The following is a 20355-nucleotide window of genomic DNA, read 5'->3' on the forward strand; positions in this document are numbered from 1 at the left end:
TCCAGCGACATGTTCGTCGCGACGAGCCTACGGCGTCCGCCCCGGTTTCCGCACCGGCGCGGCGTGCGTGTTCCGCGCGGGTGCCGGGCGGGTCACGAGTGGACGGACACCGGTTACCCCACCAGTCTCCGTCCATGCGGCCGCCGTCCCCCCGGCGGGGAAGGCGCTCAGGAGTGATCGATCTCCTCGATGATCCGGCCGCCCAGCTCGCGCTGGATCAGGGCCATGCCGGACAGCTCGCTGACGTCCGCGTCGTCGTCGTTGAGCGGGTCCACGTCGTCGTCCGGACGGGAGGCGGCGCCCGTACGGCCGGGCACCGTCTCGGGCCAGGCCTGCCGGGGGCCGGTCTGGGCGGCGGCCCTGGCCGCCGAACGCGCCGCGGCCAGCCCGGGGCTCGCCGTGGCCCGCGGGGCCGAGGCCGAGGACGACGACGACGGCCCGTCGTAGTCGTCGGACGGCGCGTCCGGCCATGTCTCGTCGGTCGTCCCCGTCGGCGTCGCGGCGGGCGCTGCGGGGGCGACGGGTGCGGCGGCCTTCCGCTCCACGGCCGGGGCGGCCTGGGGAGCGGCCGGGGCCGGGGCGGGCGTGGCCCCCGCGGGCGGCGTGACCGACGGGGCCGGCGCCGCCGGCGAGGAGGACGCGGCGGGCGGAGCCGCCGGGGGCGGCGTGGGCGTCTGCGGGCCCGAAGGGCCGCGGGTGGCGGGACCGGCCGGGCCGGGACCCGAGCCGCCGACCACCACATCGACGCGCCAGGTGCCGCCGAGCACGTCGCCGAGCGCGGCGGCCACCACCTCGTCGCGCTTGCCCTTGAGGAAGCCCTGCACGTCGCCCGGCTTCTCGAAACCGACGGTCACGACGTTGCCCTCGACGCCGAGCAGCCTGCCCTGGGCGTTGAGGATCATCCAGGCCACCCGCTGGCGGTTCTTGATCGCTTCGAGCACCTGCGGCCAGGCCTGCTGCACCGGTCCCCCGCCCACGGCGGGCGCCTGGGCCTGCTGCGCCTGCGGGGGCGGCGCCGCGGCGGCCCCGGACCCGGGTCGTACGGGGGTGGGCCAGTCGTCGGCGCCGCGCGTGGGGGCAGGCCCGGTGGAAGGCACGGTGGAAGGCACGGCGGAAGGGGCCTGTACCTGCGGAGCCGGGGCGGCGGCGGGCACCGGGGACGGCGCCGCCTGGGGAGCCGGGGGAACCGAGTGAGCCGAGTGAGCCGGGGAAGCCTGCGGCGCGGCGGCGGTGTACGTCCCGGCCGCGACCCCGCGCTCCAGCCGTTCGAGCCGGGTCAGCAGCGCGGCCTCGCCCTGGTCGGCCCCGGGCAGCAGCACGCGGGCGCACATCAGTTCCAGCAGCAGGCGGGGGGAGGTCGCGCCGCGCATCTCCGTCAGCCCGGCGTTGAACACCTCGGCCGCCCGGGTCAGCTCGGCGGGACCCATCGACGCCGCCTGCGCCTGCAGGCGCTCCAGCTCGTCGGCGGGCCGGTCGAGCAGGCCGCTGCCGGCGGCCTCGGGGACGTTGGACAGGATCACCAGGTCGCGGAAGCGTTCGAGCAGGTCCGTGGCGAAGCGACGGGGGTCGTGGCCGCCCTCGATCACCCGGTGCACGGCCTGGAACACCGCCGCGCCGTCCCGCTTGGCGAACGCGTCGACCACTTCGTCCAGCAGGTCGCCGTCGGTGTAGCCGAGCAGGGACACCGCCCGCTGGTAGGTGATGCCGGACTCGTCGGCGCCCGCGAGGAGCTGGTCGAGGATCGACAGCGTGTCCCGGGCCGATCCCGCGCCCGCCCGTACGACCAGTGGTAACGCGGCCGGCTCGTACGGCACCGACTCGGAGTCGAGGATCTCCTCCATCAGCCGTTTGAGCGTGGCCGGCGGCATCAGCCGGAAGGGGTAGTGGTGGGTGCGGGACTTGATCGTCCCGATGACCTTTTCCGGCTCGGTCGTGGCGAAGACGAACTTGAGGTGCGGCGGCGGCTCTTCCACCAGCTTCAGCAGCGCGTTGAAGCCCTCACGGGTGACCATGTGGGCCTCGTCGATGATGTAGATCTTGTAGCGCGCCGAGACGGGGGCGAAGAAGGCCCGCTCGCGCAGGTCGCGGGCGTCGTCCACACCGCCGTGCGACGCCGCGTCGATCTCGATGACGTCGAGGTGGCCGGGCCCGGTGGGGGCCAGCGCGACGCAGGACTCGCACTCCCCGCAGGGGTCGGGCGTCGGGCCCTTCTCGCAGTTCAGCGAACGGGCGAGGATGCGGGCACTGGAGGTCTTGCCGCAGCCGCGCGGGCCGCTGAAGAGATAGGCGTGGTGGATCCGGCCACTGCGCAACGCCTGGCGCAACGGGTCGGTGACGTGCTCCTGCCCCTTGACCTCGGCGAACGTCCCGGGCCTGTACTTGCGGTACAGCGCAAGACTCATGCCGCCTCCTCGGAGGGTCGACCCGGCCGGCGTACCCGCTAACTGAGGAACCCCTCGCACACCCGCCAGAGCCCGCTTATCCTTGCTGCCTTCCGGCCCTGGGGAGGTTCACAGGATGACGCCGCGCGAGGGGTCCGCTGGACAGTCTAGCCACTCGACGGGTGTGCGCGGGACGGAGAAACACACGTCGAAACCACACAGGAAAGTGAGCTAAGCTGTCCGACGGAGGATTCGCCTAGTTGGCCTAGGGCGCACGCTTGGAAAGCGTGTTGGGGGCAACCCCTCAGGAGTTCGAATCTCCTATCCTCCGCGCTTGGTTGAGCAGCAAGAACACGAAGGCCCCGGACCTATCCAGCCGGGGCCTTCGTGTGTTCAGCGGCCGGCCAGGCGTCCACGTCTATCCCGATTTCATCGTCTACGTCGGCTGACCCGCGAACGCTTCAGATCCAGCTGCGCAGCAGCATGCGGCTCAGCCAGACGTCGTACGGCACGGGCACGGCGGTGAGCACCGGCGACAGCCACCAGAAGTTCACCAGCGCCAGCAGCGTGAACGCACCCGCCACCGCCGCTCCCGTGGAGCGCCGCACCGGGGACGCGCCCGGCGGCCCGAGGACGAGCCCGCACACCAGCACGATCCCGAGGATCATGAACGGCACCGCGGGGAGCAGATAGAACAGGTACATCGTGCGGTCGTCGGCCAGCGCGAAGTAGAACCAGGGCAGCCAGCCCGCGGCGTAGGCGAGCAGGACGGCGCCCGCCCGCCAGTCGCGGGTCGCCGCATACCAGACCAGCATCGCGAGCATCGCGAGCAGCCCGCCGTACCAGATCACCGGGGTGCCGGTCCCGAGGATCGCCTGCGAGCAGGACGGCGCGCCGCACGTGCCGCGGGGCGACTCGTAGAAGAACAGGACCGGCCGCAGCAGCAGGGGCCATCCCCAGGGGTCCGACTGGTAGTCGTGGTGCGTGCTCAGACCCTGATGGAAGCCGAACACCTGACTCTGGTAGTCCACCAGCGAGCGCACCGAGTCGAAGACGAAGTAGGCCCAGCCGTTGGAGGCCGCGCGGTCCCAGTTGCGCCCGTAGCCGCCGGCCGAGGCGAACCACCCGGCGAACGACGCGACGTAAACGACGGGCGGCACGGCCCCGAGCCAGGCGAGGCCCAGCGGCCAGTCGAGACGGACCGCCTGCCGGTACGGCCCGCGCAGGCCGACGGCGCGCCTGGCACCGCAGTCCCAGACGAGCGTCATGATCGCGAACGCCACGACGAACAGCAGACCGGTCCACTTGGTCGCGGTCGCCGCGCCCAGGCACAACCCGGCCGCCAGCCGCCAGGGCCGCGGGCCGAGCCGGGGCGCGGGCCCGTCCAGGGCGGAGGCGCGATACCACTCGGTCAGGCGGGCGCGGGCCGCGTCGCGGTCGGCGACCAGGCAGGCGAAGCCCGCGAGCACCCAGAACGCGAGGAAGACGTCGAGCAGCGCCGAGCGTGACAGCACGAGATGCAGGCCGTCCAGCGCCAGCAGCAGACCGGCGAGACAACCGAGGAGGGTCGAGCGGGTCATCCGGCGGGCGGTCCGCGCCAGCACCAGCACGCTGAGCGTGCCCACGAGCGCGGCGGCGCACCGCCACCCGAAGGGCGTGACGCCGAACAGCCACTCTCCCGCGCCGATCAGCCACTTGCCGAGGGGCGGGTGAGCGACGTAGGCGGCGCATTCCTCGACCGTTCCACACGCCTTGAAGACGTCCGTGCCGCCGCGCGCGAACACCTGGTCGGCGCCGTCGGCGAACTGCCGCTCGACGCCGTACCTGATCAGCGAGTAGGCGTCCTTGGCGTAGTAGAGCTCGTCGAAGACGAGCGCGTGCGGCACGTCGAGGCGGTCGAACCGGAGGAACCCCCCGAGAGCGGCCACGGCCAGCGGGCCGAGCCACCCCCGCCCGCCCGGCATCGGCGGCACGAGCCGGGGTAAGGCGCTCCGAACCATCCGCGAATCCTAACCCGGCGAATTACGACGATCAGGGCGAGACGGATCCGGCATGGCAGCGATTCAGGCATGATCACCACCTTCTTGGGCAGTAGGCCCGGCGAGCAGCGGGAGACAGTGTCCGGCAACTCCATCGGGAGCGTCGCAGATGGATTTCGATGACCGAGCGCAACTCGACGCCTCGCAGGTCGAGGACGTAGGCGGCGGTGGGGGCGGGTTCCGCGGCGGCGGCCTGGCCGTCGGCGGCGGGGCCGCCGGCATCATCGCCCTCATCGTGGCCCTGATCTTCGGTATCAACCCCGGCAACATCACGGGCGGAGACGAGCCCGCCGGCCTGCAGCCGGGCAGCGACCTGAGCGCGCAGTGCAAGACCGGCGCCGACGCCGACCAGTCGGAGAAGTGCCGGGTCGTGGGCGTCGTCAACAGCATCCAGAAGTACTGGGGTGAGCAGATCCAGGGATACACCGGCGCGAAGACCACGCTGTTCTCTGGCGGGGTGCAGACCGGCTGCGGCGCCGCGGACTCCTCCGTCGGCCCCTTCTACTGCCCTCGTGACAAGCACGTCTATCTCGACCTGTCGTTCTTCGACGAGCTGCAGTCGCGGTTCGGGGCCAAGGGCGGCCCGTTCGCGCAGGCGTACGTGATCGCCCACGAGTACGGCCACCACGCGCAGGACCTGCTCGGCACGATGAACCGGGTCGGCCAGGACCAGGGCGCGGAGAGCGGCTCCGTACGGCTCGAACTCCAGGCCGACTGCTACGCCGGCGTGTGGGCCAAGAACGCGGTGGACACCGGCTTCTACGCCAAGCCGTTCACCGACGCCGACATCCAGGAGGCGCTCGACGCGGCCGCGGCGGTCGGCGACGACCACATCCAGGAACAGGCCCAGGGCAGGGTCAACCCGGACGCCTTCACGCACGGCACCTCGGCCCAGCGGACGAAGTGGTTCACGAACGGCTACTCGTCGGGCGACCCGGCGCGCTGCGACACCTTCTCGGGAAGCGTCTGAGCCCTCCGGCAAAGCCTCGGGCGCAAGCCTTTGCGTCGTCTCCTAAACTACCTACCGTGATCTTTAAGTTGGTCGGTGACGGACGGCCCTATCCCGAGCACGGACTGTCGTCCCGGGAGTGGGCGCAGATCCCGCCACGGCAGATCCGGCTCGACACGCTGATCACCACGAAGGCCGTGCTGGATCTGCACTCGTTGCTCGCCAAGGACTCGACCTTCTACGGCGACCTGTTCCCGCACGTGGTGCAGTGGAAGGGCGAGCTGTACCTGGAGGACGGTCTGCACCGGGCCCTGCGCGCCGCGTTGCACCAGCGTTCCGTGCTGCACGCCCGCGTGCTGGAGCTGCGGGACTGAGCCGCCCCCGCGGATGCGACCCACGCATACGAGAAGAGCCGCCGACCAGTGGAAACCAGGTCGGCGGCTCTTTCCTCGAGCGGTGGAGGTGGGATTTGAACCCACGGTAGGTTGCCCTACACACGCTTTCGAGGCGTGCGCCCTCGGCCACTAGGCGACTCCACCGCGCAGCAGCTTACCGGACGAACACCACTGCGCGTGCATCCGTTTCCGTCCGTTCCGCCGAGTCAGGCGCGGCGGCCGGAGAAGAACTCGGTCAGCACGGCCGCGCACTCGTCGGCCAGCACGCCCATGACGACTTCGGGCCGGTGATTGAGCCGGCGGTCGCGCAGGACGTCCCACAGCGATCCGGCGGCCCCGCCCTTCTCGTCCACCGCGCCGTACACCACGCGGTCCACCCGGGCGAGAACCGCGGCGCCGGCGCACATCGTGCAGGGTTCCAGCGTGACGACGAGGGTGCACCCCGTCAGCCGCCAGTCGCCGGTCTTCGCCGCCGCCCCGCGCAAAGCGAGCACCTCGGCGTGGGCGGTGGGATCGGCGCTCGCCTCGCGGTCGTTGCCCGCCGCCGCCAGAATCCGCCCGGGGGCCCGCGAGCCGGGCTGCGGCGGGCCGAGCACGACGGCGCCGACCGGCACCTCCCCGCGCCCGCCCGCCCGTACGGCCTCCGCCAGCGCCAGCCGCATCGCGGCCTCGTACGCGTCCGGCGGCGGCGATCCGGTCACCGCAGGCGGTCGAGCTCGTCGGCGAAGCCGAGCCGTTCGGCGATCAGGGAGAGGATGTCGGCGGGCAGCACGCCCTCCTCCATGCTGAGCTCCACGAGCTCCTCCGCGCTCAGCGAGAAGTCGCCGAGCAGCTCCAGATCGCCGACCGGGCGGATGCCGAGGTCGGGCGCGTCCTTGTCCACGACGACGCCGGCGAGCTCGGCGAAGATCTCGCCGAGGGAGTCGTTCTGCACGGCGTGCGCGTCGGAGATGAACACGCGGGGGTCGAGGTCGTCCTCGTAACGAATGATCGCGAACCACTCGTCCTCGACCTCGACGCAGAGCAGGGCGAGCTCGTCGCCGCTGAGTCCGAGGGCCTCCTGCAGGGCGTCGCTCAGGTCGTCGGCGATCTCGGCCTCGCCGAGATCGACCTCGGCGCCGGCCCAGCGGCCGTCGATGCGGGCGAAGCCGGCGGAGAAGAGGTTGGATCTGGAGGGCATTGCCGTCTCCCCAGGTCAGCCGACGGCGGCGTCGACGGCGCGTTCGAATGGCTGGGAGAAGCCCAGCCGCGCGGCGATGCTGGACAGGACCTCGTCTGGCAGCAGGTCGAGGTCGCCGGACAACGCGCCCAGCTCCATCTCGTCGAGCCCGAGGTCGGCGAAGATGGACAGGTCTCCGGCGGGAAGCACGCTGTCGAGCTCCTCCTCCTCCGGCACGGGCACGTCCAGGTATTCGAGGGCCTGCTGCGCCAGCGGCCACTCCCAGGCGGCCGTGATGTCCGAGAGGAAGACGTCCACCTGCTCGCCGAAGACCCGCAACACCACGAAGAAGTCATCCCCTACGGCGACCATGCCAATCGTGGTCCCCATGCTGGGGGTCTGCCGGAGTGCGTGAATGAGGCCATCCAGGTCGGAGGTCAGCGCCACCGGGAGCATCTCCGCCTCCCAGCGGTCCTCTTCGCGATAGACAACGATGGCGAAGTCAAGAGTGTCCACGTCTGTCATCGTCTTCCCCACCGCACGCTCTTCACGCAGGCAATGGTCGCAGAATCGGGGTCGTAGCGTATGGCTGTCGCTCCAAATCGTGATCAAAGAGTCAGCCCGCGTGGAGGGTTCTCCCAGGAAGGGGTAATTTCTCTTACCATGGAGACTCTCGTCGTCGACCATCCGCTCGTCGCCCACAAGCTCACCACTCTCCGCGACGTGCGGACCGACTCGCCGACGTTCCGCCGCCTGGCCGACGAGCTGGTCACGCTGCTCGCCTACGAGGCCACCAGGGACGTGCGGGTCACCGAGGTGAGGGTCGACACGCCGCTCGCCCGCGCCGGCGGCGTACGGCTCGCGCGTCCCGCGCCGCTCGTGGTGCCGATCCTGCGCGCCGGGCTGGGGATGCTCGACGGGATGACCCGGCTCCTGCCGACCGCCGAGGTGGGCTTCCTCGGGATGATCCGCGACGAGTCCACCCTCAAGGCCCAGACGTACGCCACGCGGCTGCCGGAGGACCTGTCCGGCCGCCAGTGCTACCTGCTCGACCCGATGCTCGCGACGGGCGGGACCCTCGCCGCGTCGATCCAGTTCCTGTTCGACCGGGGCGCACGGGACGTCACCGCGATCTGCCTGCTGGCCGCCCCCGAGGGGATCGCGTACCTGGACGAGGCGTTCCGGGGCGGCGACAGGCCGATCCGGGTGGTCACGGCCGCTCTCGACGAGCGGCTGAACGAGAACGGCTACATCGTGCCCGGGCTCGGCGACGCCGGAGACCGCCTGTACGGCGTGGTCTGATTTCCCTTTCCTTCCCGCGTGCTTGGTCCGCATCCCACCTCTGGTTACACTGCGCGCCCGATAGGGTACTCACTGTGATGACGACGTCACTCCGCGCTCTGGCGAGCGACGCGCCACCAGGGAGAGCGATGATCCAGCATCCGGCCGACGAGCGCTACGAACAGCTCGAGGCCCTGCTCAGGGACGAGTTCGCGGGGGTGCACCCTCCCGCGACGGTGACCCGGTGCGTTCAGGCCGCCCACCACGGCGCCATCGAGGTCACCGGACACGCGCACCCCGCACTGGTCGAGCGCATCGCCCGCAAACACCTGCGGGTCCTGGCCACCGCCGCCGCGGAGCGGGGCTGACGCCGTCGATCACCGAACCCGTTCGCGGTTAGCCGCTTTACCAAACGGGGTGTCTGGGTAATGTATTGGTCATGGGAGTGGTGACGGCGGTGCAAGCGAAGAAAGTCATCAAGTGGACGCTCATCGTGTCGGCAGGGTTCTACCTGCTCACAAGACCGACTGACGCGGCCCACACAGTCCACGGAGCCTTCAACGGAATCGTCAGCGCGGCCGACTCGATGGCGCAGTTCTTCGCCACCCTGACATGAGACTTGTGACCCACGGGGACTCCGCCCCGTCGTCGGTCAACCGTTACCTCCTCCCCCACGAACACCAAGTCATCATGGTCCGGCGTCACCCCGCCGTGCTCCTGCGTCCGGTCGCCGAGATCTTCGGCGGGCTCATCCTCGCCGGGATCATCAGCAAGTTCCTGAGCGACAACGGCGCGAGCCAGGCCCTCGCCCTCGTCTGGTGGGCCTGGCTCCTCCTGCTGGTTCGCTTCGTATGGAAGGTCGCGGAGTGGTCGGTCGACTACTTCGTCGTCACCTCCCAGCGCATGCTTCTCACCACGGGCCTCATCACGCGCAAGGTCGCGATGATGCCCCTGAGCAAGGTCACCGACATGAGCTTCCAGCGCTCGCTCCTCGGCCGCATGCTCGGCTACGGCGAGTTCGTGATGGAGTCGGCCGGCCAGGATCAGGCCCTGCGTACCGTCCCCCACATCCCCTATCCGGAGACCCTGTACCTCGAGGTCTGTCAGATGATCTTCCCCAGCAAGGACGGGGACGACGACTGACCGACGGCCATCCGTCCGATATCTCGACACCGTGATCTAACCTTCACCGTCGTGATTCTTGACGGAGGGTTACACGATTCGGCTGCTTCGTGCCATTATGGCGACACTATTGACCCTTCCCCCGCCCTGAGAGATCAGATGCCGAGTCAGGGAACCATCGGTGACCGCGTCCGCGGATTGCGGTTGAGCAGGCGCATGTCGCAGGCCCAGTTGGCCGGACCCGACCTGTCGGACAGTTACGTCTCACTCATTGAGTCCGGAAAGCGGACGCCTACACCAGTCGTTGCCCGGCTGCTCGCCGAGCGACTCGGTTGCACCACCGAGTTCCTGCTCCACGGCATAGAACCCCGGCAACGCATCGACACCGAGCTCGGCCTCCGACATGCCGAGCTCGAGCTGTATCACGGCGATCCCGCCGTGGCGGCCGACCGCTTCGGCGAGATCGCCAAGGCGGCAGGCGAGGACAACGCGATGCTGGCCGCGCACGCGCGGCTCGGCATGGCGCGGGCACTGGAGGCCCAGGGCCGCGTCGGGCGGGCCGTCGAAGCGTACGAGCGGCTGCGCCGCGAGGCCGCCGCGCACCCCGAGCGTCTCGCCGACCTGCCGCTGACCGTCGCGCTGTGCCGCTGCTACCAGCAGGCCGGCGACCGGTTGCGGGCCCGGGACCTCGGCGCCCACGCGCTCGGCCAGGTCGACCGGCTCGGCGTGACCGAGGGCGAACTGGCCGTCGAGCTCGCGTTGGCGCTGGTGAAGACCGAAACCGGCCTGCCGTACGTCGAGCGCGTGCTGTCGACGCCGGACCCGGGGTGCGCGGGCGACCGCAGCGCGGAGGTCCTCGCCCTGTGGCAGGCCAGCGTGACGGCGGCCGACGGCGAGGACTCGGCGTTGGCCGTGCAGCTCGCCGAGGACGCGCTCGCGGCGGGCCGCCCGGCTCGTATGGCCGTGCGCCGCGCCCGCATCGCGATGTACCGGGCTCGCATCGCCGCGGCGGATTCCGAAGGCGCGGATTTGGACCGAGCCAACGCTCTGGCGAAGTCCGCGGTGGACGTCTTCGCGGAGTTCCCGGCCGAACGGCAGGAGCACGCACGGAGCCTCGTGGTGCTGAGTTTCGTACGATTCCGGACCGGAGACACGGAATCCGCAGCCGAACTCGCCGATCGGGCACTGCTTCTGTTGGACGGCGCCAAGGGGACCACGGCGGCCACCGCGAACATGGTCATGGCCGAGATCGCGTTGGCACGGTCCCAAGATCCAGTACCGGCGCTCAACCGGGCGTACGACCTGCTGGACGGCGAGGTGTCCGACCGGGAGACCGCCCGGGCCTGGCGCATGCTCGGCGACCTGTGGGGCAAGGCCGGTGCCCTCGACCGGCAGTCGGGGGCATATCGTAGAGCCCTGGAAGCGGTTGGAATCCGCGTGAACATCCCGGGCTCCATGACCACGACGGTGCTCACTCGATAGCCTCCCGGGGCTCCGGACACGTTTCGGGGGCTCTGGAATAATGAGGGTCTACCACTCATTCCATCATCGGATGATTGGCAACCCAAAGGAGGCTGACGTGAGCCTGCGGACGGCGCAGCGGGCGTCTCTCGTGGACCAGGTGATTGACCAGCTCAAGGAGCAGATCACCTCCGGGTCCTGGCAGATGAATGCCAAGATTCCCACCGAGACGGTGCTCGCCGAGCATCTCGGAGTCGGCAGGAACACGGTCCGTGAGGCGGTCCGCGCGCTGACCCACGCCGGGCTGCTGGAGTGCCGCCAAGGCGACGGCACGTACGTGCGGGCCACCAGCGAGCTGTCGGGCGCGATGGCCCGGCGGCTGCGCGCGGCCGAGCAGCTGGAGATTCTGGAGGTCCGGCGCGCGCTGGAGGTCGAGGCGGCCAGGCTCGCGGCGACGCGGCGGTCCGACGGCGACGTCGCGTCGATCGAAGCCGCGCTGGCCGCGCGGGAGAGGGCGTGGTCGGGCGGTGACCCCGAAGCGTTCGTCGAGGCCGACCTCGCCTTCCACGTGGCGGTCGTCGAGGCCACGCACAACAGGGTGCTGATCGACCTCTACGTCGACTTCTCCGCCGCTCTGCGCGCGAGCATCGCGGCGGCCGGCGGCTCCCTGGAGCAGAACTACATTCCCCACGACGCGATCGTGCGCGCGATCGTCGCCGGCGACGCCACAGCGGCCGAGCGGGCCGGCCACGCGTGCATGGAGCACATCCTCATCGCCCTCACCGACTCCGCCACCCTCACGTCCTGAACCGCGCCGCCCTGAACCGCGCCGCCTGAAGACCGCCTCCTGAACCCCTCCGCCCGGCGGGGCCGTTCCGAACGGCGCCCGCGGGGCCAATCAGGCGAGCAGGGTCAGGTGAGCACAGTCAGGCGGGCAACGGCTCAGCCGAGCCGCAGGGACATGACGAGGTAGCGGAAGCCGGAGTCGTCGCCCTCGTCGGTGATCAGCGCGGGACGGGTCGGCGATTCCATGGAGATCCGCGCCCGCTCGGTTCCGACGCCTTCGAGCCCGTCGAGCAGGAAGTGGGGCTGGAAGGCGATCTCGATGTCCGGCCCCTCCAGCTCGGCGTCGACCGCTTCCAAGCCCCTGCCGATGTCGCCGCCCCCGGCCCGGATCTGCACCTGCCCCTGGGAGAACGACAACCGGACCGCCGTGTTGCGCTCGGCGACCAGCACGACCCGCTTGACCGCCTCCACGAACGGCGCCACCGCCACGTCGGCGTGGATGCCCCACTGACCGGTCAGCCGGGACCGGTAGTCGATGAACTGGTCGTCCAGCAGGCGCACGGTGGTCGTGCGTCCCTGGCTCTCGAAGCCCGCCACGTTGTCGCCCAGTCCGATCGCCACCTCGCCACCGCGCAGCGACCGGGCCACTTCGACCAGCACCCGCGCCGGCACGACCACGCCGTGTCGTGCGTCCTCCCGCTCCGGATGCCACAGGAACTCGCCGGCCGCGATGCGGTAGCGGTCGGTGGCGGCCATCGAGACCCGCACGCCCTCGATGTCCACGCGGATGCCGGTGAGCATGGGCAGCGTGTCGTCGCGGCTCGCGGCGGCCGCGACCTGCCGGATCGTGTCGGCGAACGCGCCGCCGCCCACGGCGCCGACCTTCGGCGGCATCGGCGGCATCGCGGGGAAGTCCTCGTCCGGCATCGTGATCAAGCCGAACTCCGCGCTGCCGCAGGTGAGCACCGCCTCGGAACCGCTCGTGGCGATCTCCACGGGCCGGGCGGGCAGGCTCCGGGTGATCTCCGCCAGGACCTTGCCCGGAATCAGCACCCGCCCCGGCTCCGCGACGTCGGCCTCGACGTCGGCACGGGCCGACACGTCGTAGTCGAAGGCCGACACCCGCAGGTCGTCTCCCGCCTCCAGCAGCAGGCCCGCGAGAACGGGCACGGCGGGCCTGGCGGGCAGCACCCGGGCCGCCCACGCCACCGCGTCGGCCAGAACGTCGCGGTTCACCTGGAATTTCATGCCGACCTCCTGCCTGCGCCACTCGACCTCAAAAGCAGCACTCCGCAAAAAGTAGCGCTCGGCACCGACAATTCGGCCGGTCCTACTTGCTGTTGAGGAAGGCGAGCACGGCGAGGACGCGGCGGTTGTCGTCGTCGGAGGGCCCCAGGCCGAGTTTGGCGAAGATGTTCGCCGTGTGCTTGCCCACCGCGCTGTCGCTGAGGAACAGCCGCTGCCCGATCGCGGCGTTGGACCTGCCCTCGGCCATCAGTTCCAGCACCTCGCGCTCTCGCGGGGTGAGCCTGCCGAGCGGTTCGTTGCGCGCGTTGCTCGCCAGGAGCCGGGCGATCACCTCGGGGTCCATCGCCGTCCCGCCGGCCGCGACCCTGCGCACGGCGTCGACGAACTGCTCGCCGTTGAACACCCGGTCCTTCAGCAGGTAGCCGACGGCACCGGACCCGTCGGCCAGCAGCTCCCTGGCGTACAGCTGCTCGACGTGCTGGGAGAGCACGAGGACCGGCAGGCCGGGCACCTGCCGCCGTGCGGTCAGCGCGGCCTGCAGCCCCTCGTCGGTGAAGGTCGGCGGGAGCCGTACGTCCACGACGGCAACGTCGGGACGCTCGCCGACCAGGGCGGCGAGCAGCTCCGGGCCGGACTCGACCGCCGCGACCACCTCGAAACCGTGCGCGCGCAGCAGGGCGACCAGGCCCTCCCGCAGCAGGTGCAGGTCTTCGGCCAGCACTACCCGCACGCGCCGCCCTCCGCTTCCCTGGCCCACGCCGTCGTCGCCAGCGCGACGGCCAGCAGGCCGCCGCCGAGCAGAATCATGCCGACGATGACCGGCCACTGGAAGGGCTCGGGCACGTACAGACCGAGGAACCAGGACTTCACCGGCGATCCCACGATCTTCAGCACCATCGCGACCAGCCCCTGCGGGAACAGCGCGATCGGCCACAGCCCCCAGCACAGGCGGCCGAAGTAACGCCACGGGGTCATCGGCGCCTGCCGCACCCGGAACGCACGGGGCAGCTCGATGACGGCCGTGGTCGGGCCGCCCACCGGGCTGCTCACCGCGAGGACGCCGTCGAAGGCCCCGAGCCTGCGCTCGATGCCCCGCAGGCCGGTGCCCTGCTCGGGGTCCGCGCCGCCGTGGCCGTCGTCGGTCACCGTCACGCGCAACGCCGGGCCCTGCGTGCTCACGTCCACCCACGCCTCGGTCGCGTCGCCGTGCCGGGCGGCATTGGCCAGCAGCTCGCTGACCGCGAAGTAGGCCGCGGACTCCAGCGGGGCGGAGGCGCGCTCGGGCAGATCGACCGTGACGTGGGTGCGCAGCGGGCTGTCCAGGGCGAGCGCGCGTACGGCGTCGCCGAGACCGCGCTCGGCCAGCACCGGGGGATGGATGCCGCGCACCAGCCGCCGGATCTCCTGCAGCGCGGTCGCCGAGGCATCCCTCGCCTTGCCGAGCAGCGCCCGGGCGGCCTGCGGGTCGCTTTCCAGCAATTGCTCGGCCGCGCCGATCGTCATGCCGATCGCCACCAGGCGGGCCTGGGCGCCGTCGTGCAGGTCGCGCTCGATCCGGCGCAGCTCCGCGGCCTGCGAGTCGACGGCCTCGGTGCGGGCGGCGTCCAGGCGGCTGACCCGCTGGGCCAGCCTGGCCTTCTCGGTGGGCCCCAGCAGCGCGGCCGCGACCTGTCCGTGCAGGCGCACGGCCCACGGCGCGTACCAGCGCGCGCCGATCACCGCGAGCAGGATCCAGACCGCGCCCGTCACCAGGTCGCCTCCGGCCGCCCACGCGACGCCGTACGCGACCGCGAGCAGCGGAGCGGCGGCCACGAAACCGCCGGCCAACGGAGCGGAGAGCAGGTAGGCGAGGTCGCGCCAGGTCGCGGGGTCCTTGGTCATCCAGTTCCACCGCTTGTTGAAGGCCGGGATCGTGGGCCTCTTGTACAGGGTGCGGCCGTCGCGGTACCAACCGTCGGCCTGCGGGACCGGTGGGGGCGGCGCCGGCCGGTACGGCTCGTCGATCGGTATGCCCGACCAGCGGGCGGCGAGCCCGCGTTGCAGCCGAGTCACGGCCCGCGCGAGCCGTACGGCCGGGGGGAAGACGATGACCAGGCCGACCAGGAAGGTGAGCAACACCGCCGCCAGCACCACCAGGCCGGCGGCCAGGCCCAGCAGGGCGAGGCCGGCGAGGGCGGCGCCCCGGCCCAGGGCGGTGAGGGTGGAGCGAACCGAGGTCATGGGTTCAGTCTGGGGGCCCGCGCCGGATGCGCACAGTGGCCGAAGCCGCCCGATGGGGGTGGAGGAAAGTGCACCCCCATCGGGTCCGCAGCCGCATTCTCCGCGGACCGTCCGATTCCTAGCGTCGTGGCCATGGCAATCATCACCGTGGACCACCTGCGCAAGGCGTACGGAACGAAGGTGGCGGTCGAGGACGTGTCGTTCTCCGTGGAGGAGGGCGAGGTCTTCGGCATCGTGGGCCGCAACGGGGCGGGCAAGACGACGACGGTCGAGTGCGTCGCCGGGCTGCGCACCCCCACCGCGGGCAGCGTCACCGTGGACGCGGACCTGAAGGAACAGGTCGGCGTGCAGCTCCAGGAGTGCTCGCTGCCCGACAAGATCCGGGTCGGGGAGGCGCTGGCGCTCTACGCCTCGTTCTACTCCCGTCCGGCCGACTGGCGGGCCCTGGCGGAGGATGCGGGGCTCGATCTCCGTGCGCCCTTCGGCAAGCTGTCGGGCGGTCAGCGCCAGCGGCTGTCGGTGGCGCTCGCGCTGGTCGGAAGCCCGCGCGTCGCGATACTCGACGAGCTCACCACCGGCCTCGATCCGCAGGCCCGCCGCGACACGTGGGACCTGGTCTCACGGATCAGGGAACGCGGCGTGACCGTGCTGCTGGTGACCCACTTCATGGAGGAGGTGGAGCGCCTGTGCGACCGGGTCGCGGTCATCTCCCGGGGGCGTGTGCGGGCGGTGGACACCCCCGCCGGGCTGGTCGCCCGCGCCGGCGGCGAGCAGCGCCTGATCTTCCACACCGACGATCCCGTCGACGGTCTGCGTGGGCTGCCCGAGGTGGCGTCCGTCACCGGGAACGGCGCGGAGGTCACGGTCACCGGCACCGGTGACCTGCTGAGCGCGGTCACCGCCGTGCTGCCCCCCGCCCGCATGCGGGACCTGCGCATGGAACGCACCACCCTCGACGACGCGTTTCTCGTTCTCACCGGCCAGGAGGAGTCATGACGAAGGCTTTCGGAAGACTCGCCGCGGTGGAGGCCCGCCTGTTCCTCCGCGAGCCGATGGCGGTGTTCTTCGCGATCGTGCTGCCGGTGGGATTGCTCCTGGGGCTCGGCACGACGATGCCCGGCTTCCGCGACGCCGACCCGTCGCTCGGTGGGCAGCGGCTCGTTGACGCGCCCTTCACGGCGATGATGGTGCTGCTGTCGGTCGTGACGCTCGGGCTCAGCGTGCTGCCGGGCAGCCTGGTGATCTACCGGGAACGCGGCGTGCTGCGGCGGCTGTCCACCACGCCGGTGCGTCCGACCGCGCTGCTGGCGGCCCAGTTGCTGCTCAACGTGGTCGTGTCCGTCGTCGCCACCACGCTGACGCTGGTGCTGGGTCACCTGATCCTCGGGGTGCCGTTCCCCGGCTCGCCCTTGACGTTCGCCGCGGTCTTCGTCCTCGGCTCGCTCACGATGCTCGCCATCGGCCTGCTGCTGGCCGCCGTGGCGCCGAACGCCCGGATCGTGCAGGGAGTGGGCTCGGCTCTCATGTTCCCCCTGCTGTTCCTCGCGGGGATGTGGCTGCCCCGGCCGCTCATGCCCGAGCTCCTGCGCCGGATCAGCGACTTCACACCCACGGGCGCCTTCGGCCAGGGGCTGATGGACGCCCTGGGAGGGCACGCTCCCCAGCCGCTCCACCTCGCCGTACTGGCGGGCTGGGCACTGGCCGCCGGTCTCGCCGCGGCCCGGCTGTTCCGCTGGGAGTAGCCGCCCTCGGCCCCGCGCCTACCTCAGGGGTAATCGCCGGGCCGATCGGCGAGCGGATAGCGTCGGGGACGTGACCGTCGCCACCCTTCATCAGCGGCCGTTCGGCGAGCTCCTGCGCCAGTGGCGCGAGCACCGGCGGATGAGCCAGCTCGAACTGTCCAACCAGGCCGAGATCTCCACCCGGCACATCAGCTTTTTGGAGACCGGCCGGGCCACCCCCAGCCGCGACATGGTGCTCCACCTCTCCGAGCAGCTCGACCTTCCGCTCCGCGAGCGCAACCACCTGCTGCTGGCCGCCGGATACGCCCCCGTCTACAGCGAGTCACCGCTCGCCTCGCCACGGATGGCCGCGGTGTACGACGCGGTCCGGCGGCTGCTGTCGGCGCACGACCCCTACCCGGCGGTGGTGGTGGACCGCACCTGGAACCTCGTCGACGCCAACGACGGCATCGGGCTGCTGGCGGAGGGCATCGACCCCGACCTGCTGAGCAACGTGCTGCGGGCGAGCCTGCACCCGGAAGGGCTCGCCCCGCACATCCTCAACCTGGGCGAGTGGCGGGCGCACCTGCTCGGACGGCTGCGCCGGCAGATCACGCTCACCGCCGACCCCGGACTCACGGAGCTGTACGCCGAGCTGCGCGGCTACCCCTGCGACCAGCCCGAGCCCGAGGTGGAGCTGCCCGGCCCCGGGGACATCCTCGTGCCGCTGCGGGTGCGGCGGGCCGGGCGGGAGCTGTCGTTCTTCAGCATCGTGGCGACCTTCGGCACCCCGCTCGACATCACCGTCTCCGAACTCGCCATCGAGTCGTTCTACCCCGCCGATCCCGCGACGGCCGCCCTCCTGCGCGGCGCCTCTTCGTGATCGTCCGGAGATCATCCGGCGTCCGCACGGCGACCCTGCCCTGCCACAATTTCCCCAACGATGACCAGGGGGAGGCCGGGGTGGGGGAGGAGACCGGGTGCCCACACGGGTGCTGACCAACACGTTCCACGTGGACGCCGCGCCGGAGGAGGTTTTCGACCACCTCACGACGCCCGAGAGTTACATCGGCCTATCGCCGCTCGTGGTCGCCGTGCGGGACGTCGACCGGTCCGAGCCGGAGGTGGTGCGTTACACCTCCATCGAGCGGTTCCGCTTCCTCGGCCTGAAGTACGACAACCCCATCGCCGTCACGCTGCTGACCGAGCGTACGGCCGGAGGACTGTCCGTACGGGGACAGGTACGCAGCCCCGGCGGCGTCCGGATGGGCTACCGGTTCGACCTGTCCCCGGAGGCCGGCGGCACGCGGGTGGACGACCGGCTGGACCTGAGCGCGCCGTGGCTCGTGATGGGGTTCGCGGCGGGCCAGGCGCGCAAGGTCCAGCTCGCCCGGGGCCGGATCCTCGCCGAACGGTTGTCCCGGCGGTCGACGAACGGTTCGTGACGGTTCGCCGCCCTGACCGCCGCTGTCTCGCGTGAGAAGCTGGGGTCCCCACCATCCGCCCGGAGGTACCACATGCTCGTGCTGGCGCACGTCAGCGACATCCACATCGACGGAAGCGAGCGGAACACCTCGCGCGCGGCCCGCGCGCTCGACTACGCCAGGTCACTGCGGCCCGACGCGATCGTGCTGACCGGCGACCTCGCCGACCACGGCGCGATGGAGGAGTACGAAATCGTCCGCGAGCTGGTCTCGGCCGACGACGTGCCCGTCGTGCTGTGCCCCGGCAACCACGACGCGCGAGGCGACTTCCGCAAGGTCCTGCTGGAGCAGGACGGCGACCATCCGGTCAACCAGGCGCTCAACCTCGACCAGGCGACGATCGCGCTGTGCGACTCGAGCATTCCCGGGCGCCCCGACGGCGAGCTGAGCGACGACACCCTCGCGTGGCTCGACTCGGTCCTGTCGGCCACGCCCGGCGTGCCGGCCTTCGTCGGCATGCACCACCCCGCCGTACCGCTCGGCATCCCGTACGTCGACGAGATCAGGCTCGGGCGCCCGGAGGGGCTGGCGGAGGTCCTCGGCCGTCACCCGCACGCCATCGCGGTGCTGGCCGGGCACGCCCACACGGCGGCGGCGACGACGTTCGCCGGGCTGCCGCTGCTGGTCGCGCCGGGGGTGGTCAGCACCGCGCTGCTGCCGTCGGAGACCTCGGCGCAGCCTCCGGTCGACTACGACCTGCCGCCGGCCATCGCCCTGCACGTGCTCGACGACGGCCGGATCACCACGCACTTCCGGCCCGTGCCCTAGCCAGGTGGTCTCTGCCGCGGCTCACGCGTCCGGGATCCACGAGCCGTGGAACCCGGACGGCACCCGGCGCGGCAGCCGTACGGACGCCACCCGGGTCAGGTCCGACGCGTCGAGCACCAGCAGCTCGGCGCCGTGCTCGGTGCCGGCGATCGACATCAGCCAGCCCTCGTCCTCGGCCTTCGCGCCCGAGGCGGGGACGAACACGGCCTCCCCCGGCGAGCGCTCGCCGGTCTGGTGCGCCGCGCTCGTGCCGGTCGCGGTGTCGTACTTCAGGATCGCGCCCTTGCTGACCGCGTAGATGTAACGGCTGGTCAGACCGGTGCGCGTCTCGTTGATCGTGGGGAACTCGACATCCAGGTCATCGAGCTGCTCGTCCGCGGCGAGGCCGGTGGCGGGATCGAGCGTCCAGCGGTGCAGGGCCGCGCCCCCGGTGTGGGCGGCCGGGTTGGCCGCGCCGCCGATGGTCGGCCAGAAGCCGCAGAACGCCCCCGGCGAGTAGCGCACCGCGTCGACGACGACGCGCCCGTGCCCGTCCTCACTCGCGTTGCCCACATGGAAGACGTAGCAGGGGTCGATGTCGAACCACCGCACGTCGCCGGTCCCGCGGCTCATCACGCCCAGCCGCGCGCCGTACCCGTCGTCCCACCGGTACGGCATGCCGCGCCCCACCAGGGCCATGTCGAAGACGACCGGCAGGTCGAGCCACACCACGTGGTGCTCGGTGATCGCGAAGTCGTGCGCCATGGTGGGCCCCGGCACGTCCACCGGCCGGCTCTCCACCAGCTCGCCTCGCGCGGACAGGCGGTGGTAGGTGAGGTAGGGCGCGGCCCAGCCGTACCCGAAGAAGTGCAACTCCCCGGTGATCGGGTCCTCCTTGGGGTGCGCGGTCATCGCCGTGGCCAGCCGCCCCCCGAAGTCGCAGGGGCCGACCGTGTCGAGCTGCGGCGTCATCTCGTACGGCAGGCCGTTCTCCACGAGCGCGAGGATCTTGTCGGCGTGCCGGATCACGTGGGTGTTGGCGGGGACGGCCGCGAGGTCGACGCCGCGCTCGTGCAGGTAGGGCGCGCCCGCGAAGCGGGTGGTGCGGACCCAGCGGTTGCGGTACCACTCGGCCCGCCCGTCGCGCAGCCGGACGCCGTGGATCATGCCGTGTCCGACGAACCAGTGCCCCGGGTCCTCCCCCGGGCGCGGGTTGGGGCCGTTGCGGAAGTAGCGGCCGGTGAGCTCGGGCGGCAGCGTGCCCTCGACGGGCAGATCGATCGCGTCGATCTCGTCGGGCACGGGGGCGAGGCGGCCGGTCAGGTAGGAGGCGGTCATCTCTGCGGTCATGGTGGGTGACTC

At 71.5% G+C, this 20355-nt stretch carries 22 protein-coding genes, 2 tRNA genes and 1 other RNA gene; 14 read left to right on the plus strand and 11 right to left on the minus strand.

Going from position 1 to position 20355, the window contains the following annotated elements:
* Window positions 1-167: 167 nt before the first annotated feature.
* Together ACQPZZ_RS39505 and ffs are read right to left on the minus strand one after the other, a co-directional pair.
* Window positions 168-2402 (minus strand): DNA polymerase III subunit gamma and tau, encoded by a 2235-nt coding sequence (locus ACQPZZ_RS39505; protein ID WP_432927613.1) that lies wholly within the window; start codon window positions 2400-2402, stop codon window positions 168-170.
* A 40-nt stretch (window positions 2403-2442) separates the two neighbouring features.
* Window positions 2443-2541: signal recognition particle sRNA small type (ffs, locus tag ACQPZZ_RS39510), an RNA gene on the minus strand.
* 85 nt (window positions 2542-2626) lie between these two features.
* Here ffs and ACQPZZ_RS39515 point away from each other — a divergent pair.
* Window positions 2627-2712: transfer RNA gene (locus tag ACQPZZ_RS39515), tRNA-Ser, on the plus strand.
* A 130-nt stretch (window positions 2713-2842) separates the two neighbouring features.
* Here the strand turns inward: ACQPZZ_RS39515 and ACQPZZ_RS39520 are convergent.
* Window positions 2843-4381, minus strand: coding sequence for a dolichyl-phosphate-mannose--protein mannosyltransferase (locus tag ACQPZZ_RS39520; protein WP_432927615.1), 1539 nt, complete (start codon window positions 4379-4381; stop codon window positions 2843-2845).
* A 148-nt stretch (window positions 4382-4529) separates the two neighbouring features.
* Between ACQPZZ_RS39520 and ypfJ the strand changes: the two genes are divergently transcribed.
* Window positions 4530-5390 carry a KPN_02809 family neutral zinc metallopeptidase gene (gene ypfJ / locus ACQPZZ_RS39525; protein WP_363636086.1) on the plus strand — a complete coding sequence of 287 codons (861 nt, stop codon included), beginning with the start codon at window positions 4530-4532 and terminating at the stop codon, window positions 5388-5390.
* A 56-nt stretch (window positions 5391-5446) separates the two neighbouring features.
* Window positions 5447-5743, plus strand: coding sequence for a type II toxin-antitoxin system VapB family antitoxin (locus ACQPZZ_RS39530; protein ID WP_363636084.1), 297 nt, complete (start codon window positions 5447-5449; stop codon window positions 5741-5743).
* Between the two features lie 80 nt (window positions 5744-5823).
* Here the strand turns inward: ACQPZZ_RS39530 and ACQPZZ_RS39535 are convergent.
* From ACQPZZ_RS39535 to ACQPZZ_RS39550, 4 genes are all read right to left on the minus strand, one after another.
* Window positions 5824-5908, minus strand: a tRNA-Ser gene (locus ACQPZZ_RS39535).
* Window positions 5909-5970: 62 nt separating this feature from the next.
* Window positions 5971-6426 (minus strand): tRNA adenosine(34) deaminase TadA, encoded by a 456-nt coding sequence (gene tadA / locus ACQPZZ_RS39540; protein WP_432934688.1) that lies wholly within the window; start codon window positions 6424-6426, stop codon window positions 5971-5973.
* 35 nt (window positions 6427-6461) lie between these two features.
* Complete coding sequence (locus ACQPZZ_RS39545) at window positions 6462-6944, minus strand: tRNA adenosine deaminase-associated protein (protein WP_363636082.1); 483 nt, start codon at window positions 6942-6944, stop codon at window positions 6462-6464.
* A gap of 15 nt (window positions 6945-6959) precedes the next feature.
* Window positions 6960-7448, minus strand: a complete 489-nt coding sequence (locus ACQPZZ_RS39550; protein WP_363636080.1) for a tRNA adenosine deaminase-associated protein — start codon at window positions 7446-7448, stop codon at window positions 6960-6962.
* Between the two features lie 138 nt (window positions 7449-7586).
* On the opposite strand from ACQPZZ_RS39550, the gene upp reads away from it, so the two are divergent.
* The 6 genes from upp (at window position 7587) to ACQPZZ_RS39580 (ending at window position 11595) form a co-directional block, all read left to right on the plus strand.
* Entirely contained in the window at window positions 7587-8225 is a 639-nt protein-coding gene (gene upp / locus ACQPZZ_RS39555) for a uracil phosphoribosyltransferase (protein ID WP_363636078.1), read from the plus strand.
* 128 nt (window positions 8226-8353) lie between these two features.
* On the plus strand, window positions 8354-8572 hold the full coding sequence (locus tag ACQPZZ_RS39560) for a hypothetical protein (protein WP_363636076.1): 219 nt from the start codon (window positions 8354-8356) through the stop codon (window positions 8570-8572).
* 71 nt (window positions 8573-8643) lie between these two features.
* The gene (locus ACQPZZ_RS39565) at window positions 8644-8820 is read left to right on the plus strand and encodes a hypothetical protein (RefSeq protein ID WP_179155058.1); all 177 of its coding nucleotides are present in this window, start codon (window positions 8644-8646) and stop codon (window positions 8818-8820) included.
* The gene (locus ACQPZZ_RS39570; protein ID WP_363636073.1) at window positions 8817-9347 is read left to right on the plus strand and encodes a PH domain-containing protein; all 531 of its coding nucleotides are present in this window, start codon (window positions 8817-8819) and stop codon (window positions 9345-9347) included. The genes ACQPZZ_RS39565 and ACQPZZ_RS39570 overlap by 4 nt, the downstream gene beginning before the upstream one ends.
* 183 nt (window positions 9348-9530) lie before the next feature.
* Complete coding sequence (locus tag ACQPZZ_RS39575) at window positions 9531-10808, plus strand: helix-turn-helix domain-containing protein (protein ID WP_363636071.1); 1278 nt, start codon at window positions 9531-9533, stop codon at window positions 10806-10808.
* A gap of 97 nt (window positions 10809-10905) precedes the next feature.
* Window positions 10906-11595 carry a FadR/GntR family transcriptional regulator gene (locus ACQPZZ_RS39580; RefSeq protein WP_432927624.1) on the plus strand — a complete coding sequence of 230 codons (690 nt, stop codon included), beginning with the start codon at window positions 10906-10908 and terminating at the stop codon, window positions 11593-11595.
* A 134-nt stretch (window positions 11596-11729) separates the two neighbouring features.
* Here ACQPZZ_RS39580 and dnaN read toward each other — a convergent pair whose 3' ends face one another.
* The 3 genes from dnaN to ACQPZZ_RS39595 form a co-directional block, all read right to left on the minus strand.
* Window positions 11730-12821: a DNA polymerase III subunit beta gene (gene dnaN / locus ACQPZZ_RS39585; RefSeq protein ID WP_363636067.1), complete on the minus strand. Its 1092-nt coding sequence runs from the start codon at window positions 12819-12821 to the stop codon at window positions 11730-11732.
* Window positions 12822-12903: 82 nt separating this feature from the next.
* Window positions 12904-13551 (minus strand): response regulator transcription factor, encoded by a 648-nt coding sequence (locus tag ACQPZZ_RS39590; protein ID WP_432927627.1) that lies wholly within the window; start codon window positions 13549-13551, stop codon window positions 12904-12906.
* Complete coding sequence (locus ACQPZZ_RS39595; protein ID WP_432927629.1) at window positions 13542-15041, minus strand: sensor histidine kinase; 1500 nt, start codon at window positions 15039-15041, stop codon at window positions 13542-13544. Before ACQPZZ_RS39595 ends, ACQPZZ_RS39590 begins: the two co-directional genes overlap by 10 nt.
* A gap of 132 nt (window positions 15042-15173) precedes the next feature.
* Here ACQPZZ_RS39595 and ACQPZZ_RS39600 point away from each other — a divergent pair, with 132 nt between their 5' ends.
* The 5 genes from ACQPZZ_RS39600 (at window position 15174) to ACQPZZ_RS39620 (ending at window position 19014) form a co-directional block, all read left to right on the plus strand.
* A complete protein-coding gene (locus ACQPZZ_RS39600; RefSeq protein ID WP_432927631.1) occupies window positions 15174-16037 on the plus strand; it encodes an ABC transporter ATP-binding protein in 864 nt (287 codons plus the stop codon).
* Window positions 16034-16783: an ABC transporter permease gene (locus tag ACQPZZ_RS39605; RefSeq protein WP_432927633.1), complete on the plus strand. Its 750-nt coding sequence runs from the start codon at window positions 16034-16036 to the stop codon at window positions 16781-16783. The genes ACQPZZ_RS39600 and ACQPZZ_RS39605 overlap by 4 nt, the downstream gene beginning before the upstream one ends.
* Window positions 16784-16853: 70 nt before the next feature.
* Window positions 16854-17645, plus strand: coding sequence for a helix-turn-helix domain-containing protein (locus ACQPZZ_RS39610; protein WP_363636057.1), 792 nt, complete (start codon window positions 16854-16856; stop codon window positions 17643-17645).
* Window positions 17646-17742: 97 nt separating this feature from the next.
* Complete coding sequence (locus ACQPZZ_RS39615; RefSeq protein ID WP_432927636.1) at window positions 17743-18207, plus strand: SRPBCC family protein; 465 nt, start codon at window positions 17743-17745, stop codon at window positions 18205-18207.
* 72 nt (window positions 18208-18279) lie between these two features.
* A complete protein-coding gene (locus tag ACQPZZ_RS39620; RefSeq protein ID WP_432927638.1) occupies window positions 18280-19014 on the plus strand; it encodes a metallophosphoesterase in 735 nt (244 codons plus the stop codon).
* 21 nt (window positions 19015-19035) lie between these two features.
* On the opposite strand, the gene ACQPZZ_RS39625 is transcribed toward ACQPZZ_RS39620, so the two are convergent.
* Window positions 19036-20343, minus strand: a complete 1308-nt coding sequence (locus tag ACQPZZ_RS39625; protein WP_432927640.1) for a carotenoid oxygenase family protein — start codon at window positions 20341-20343, stop codon at window positions 19036-19038.
* Window positions 20344-20355 lie beyond the last annotated feature (12 nt).

It is taken from the genome of Microbispora sp. CA-135349 (assembly GCF_050947365.1).
In the GTDB taxonomy this organism is placed as follows: Bacteria; Actinomycetota; Actinomycetes; order Streptosporangiales; family Streptosporangiaceae; genus Microbispora.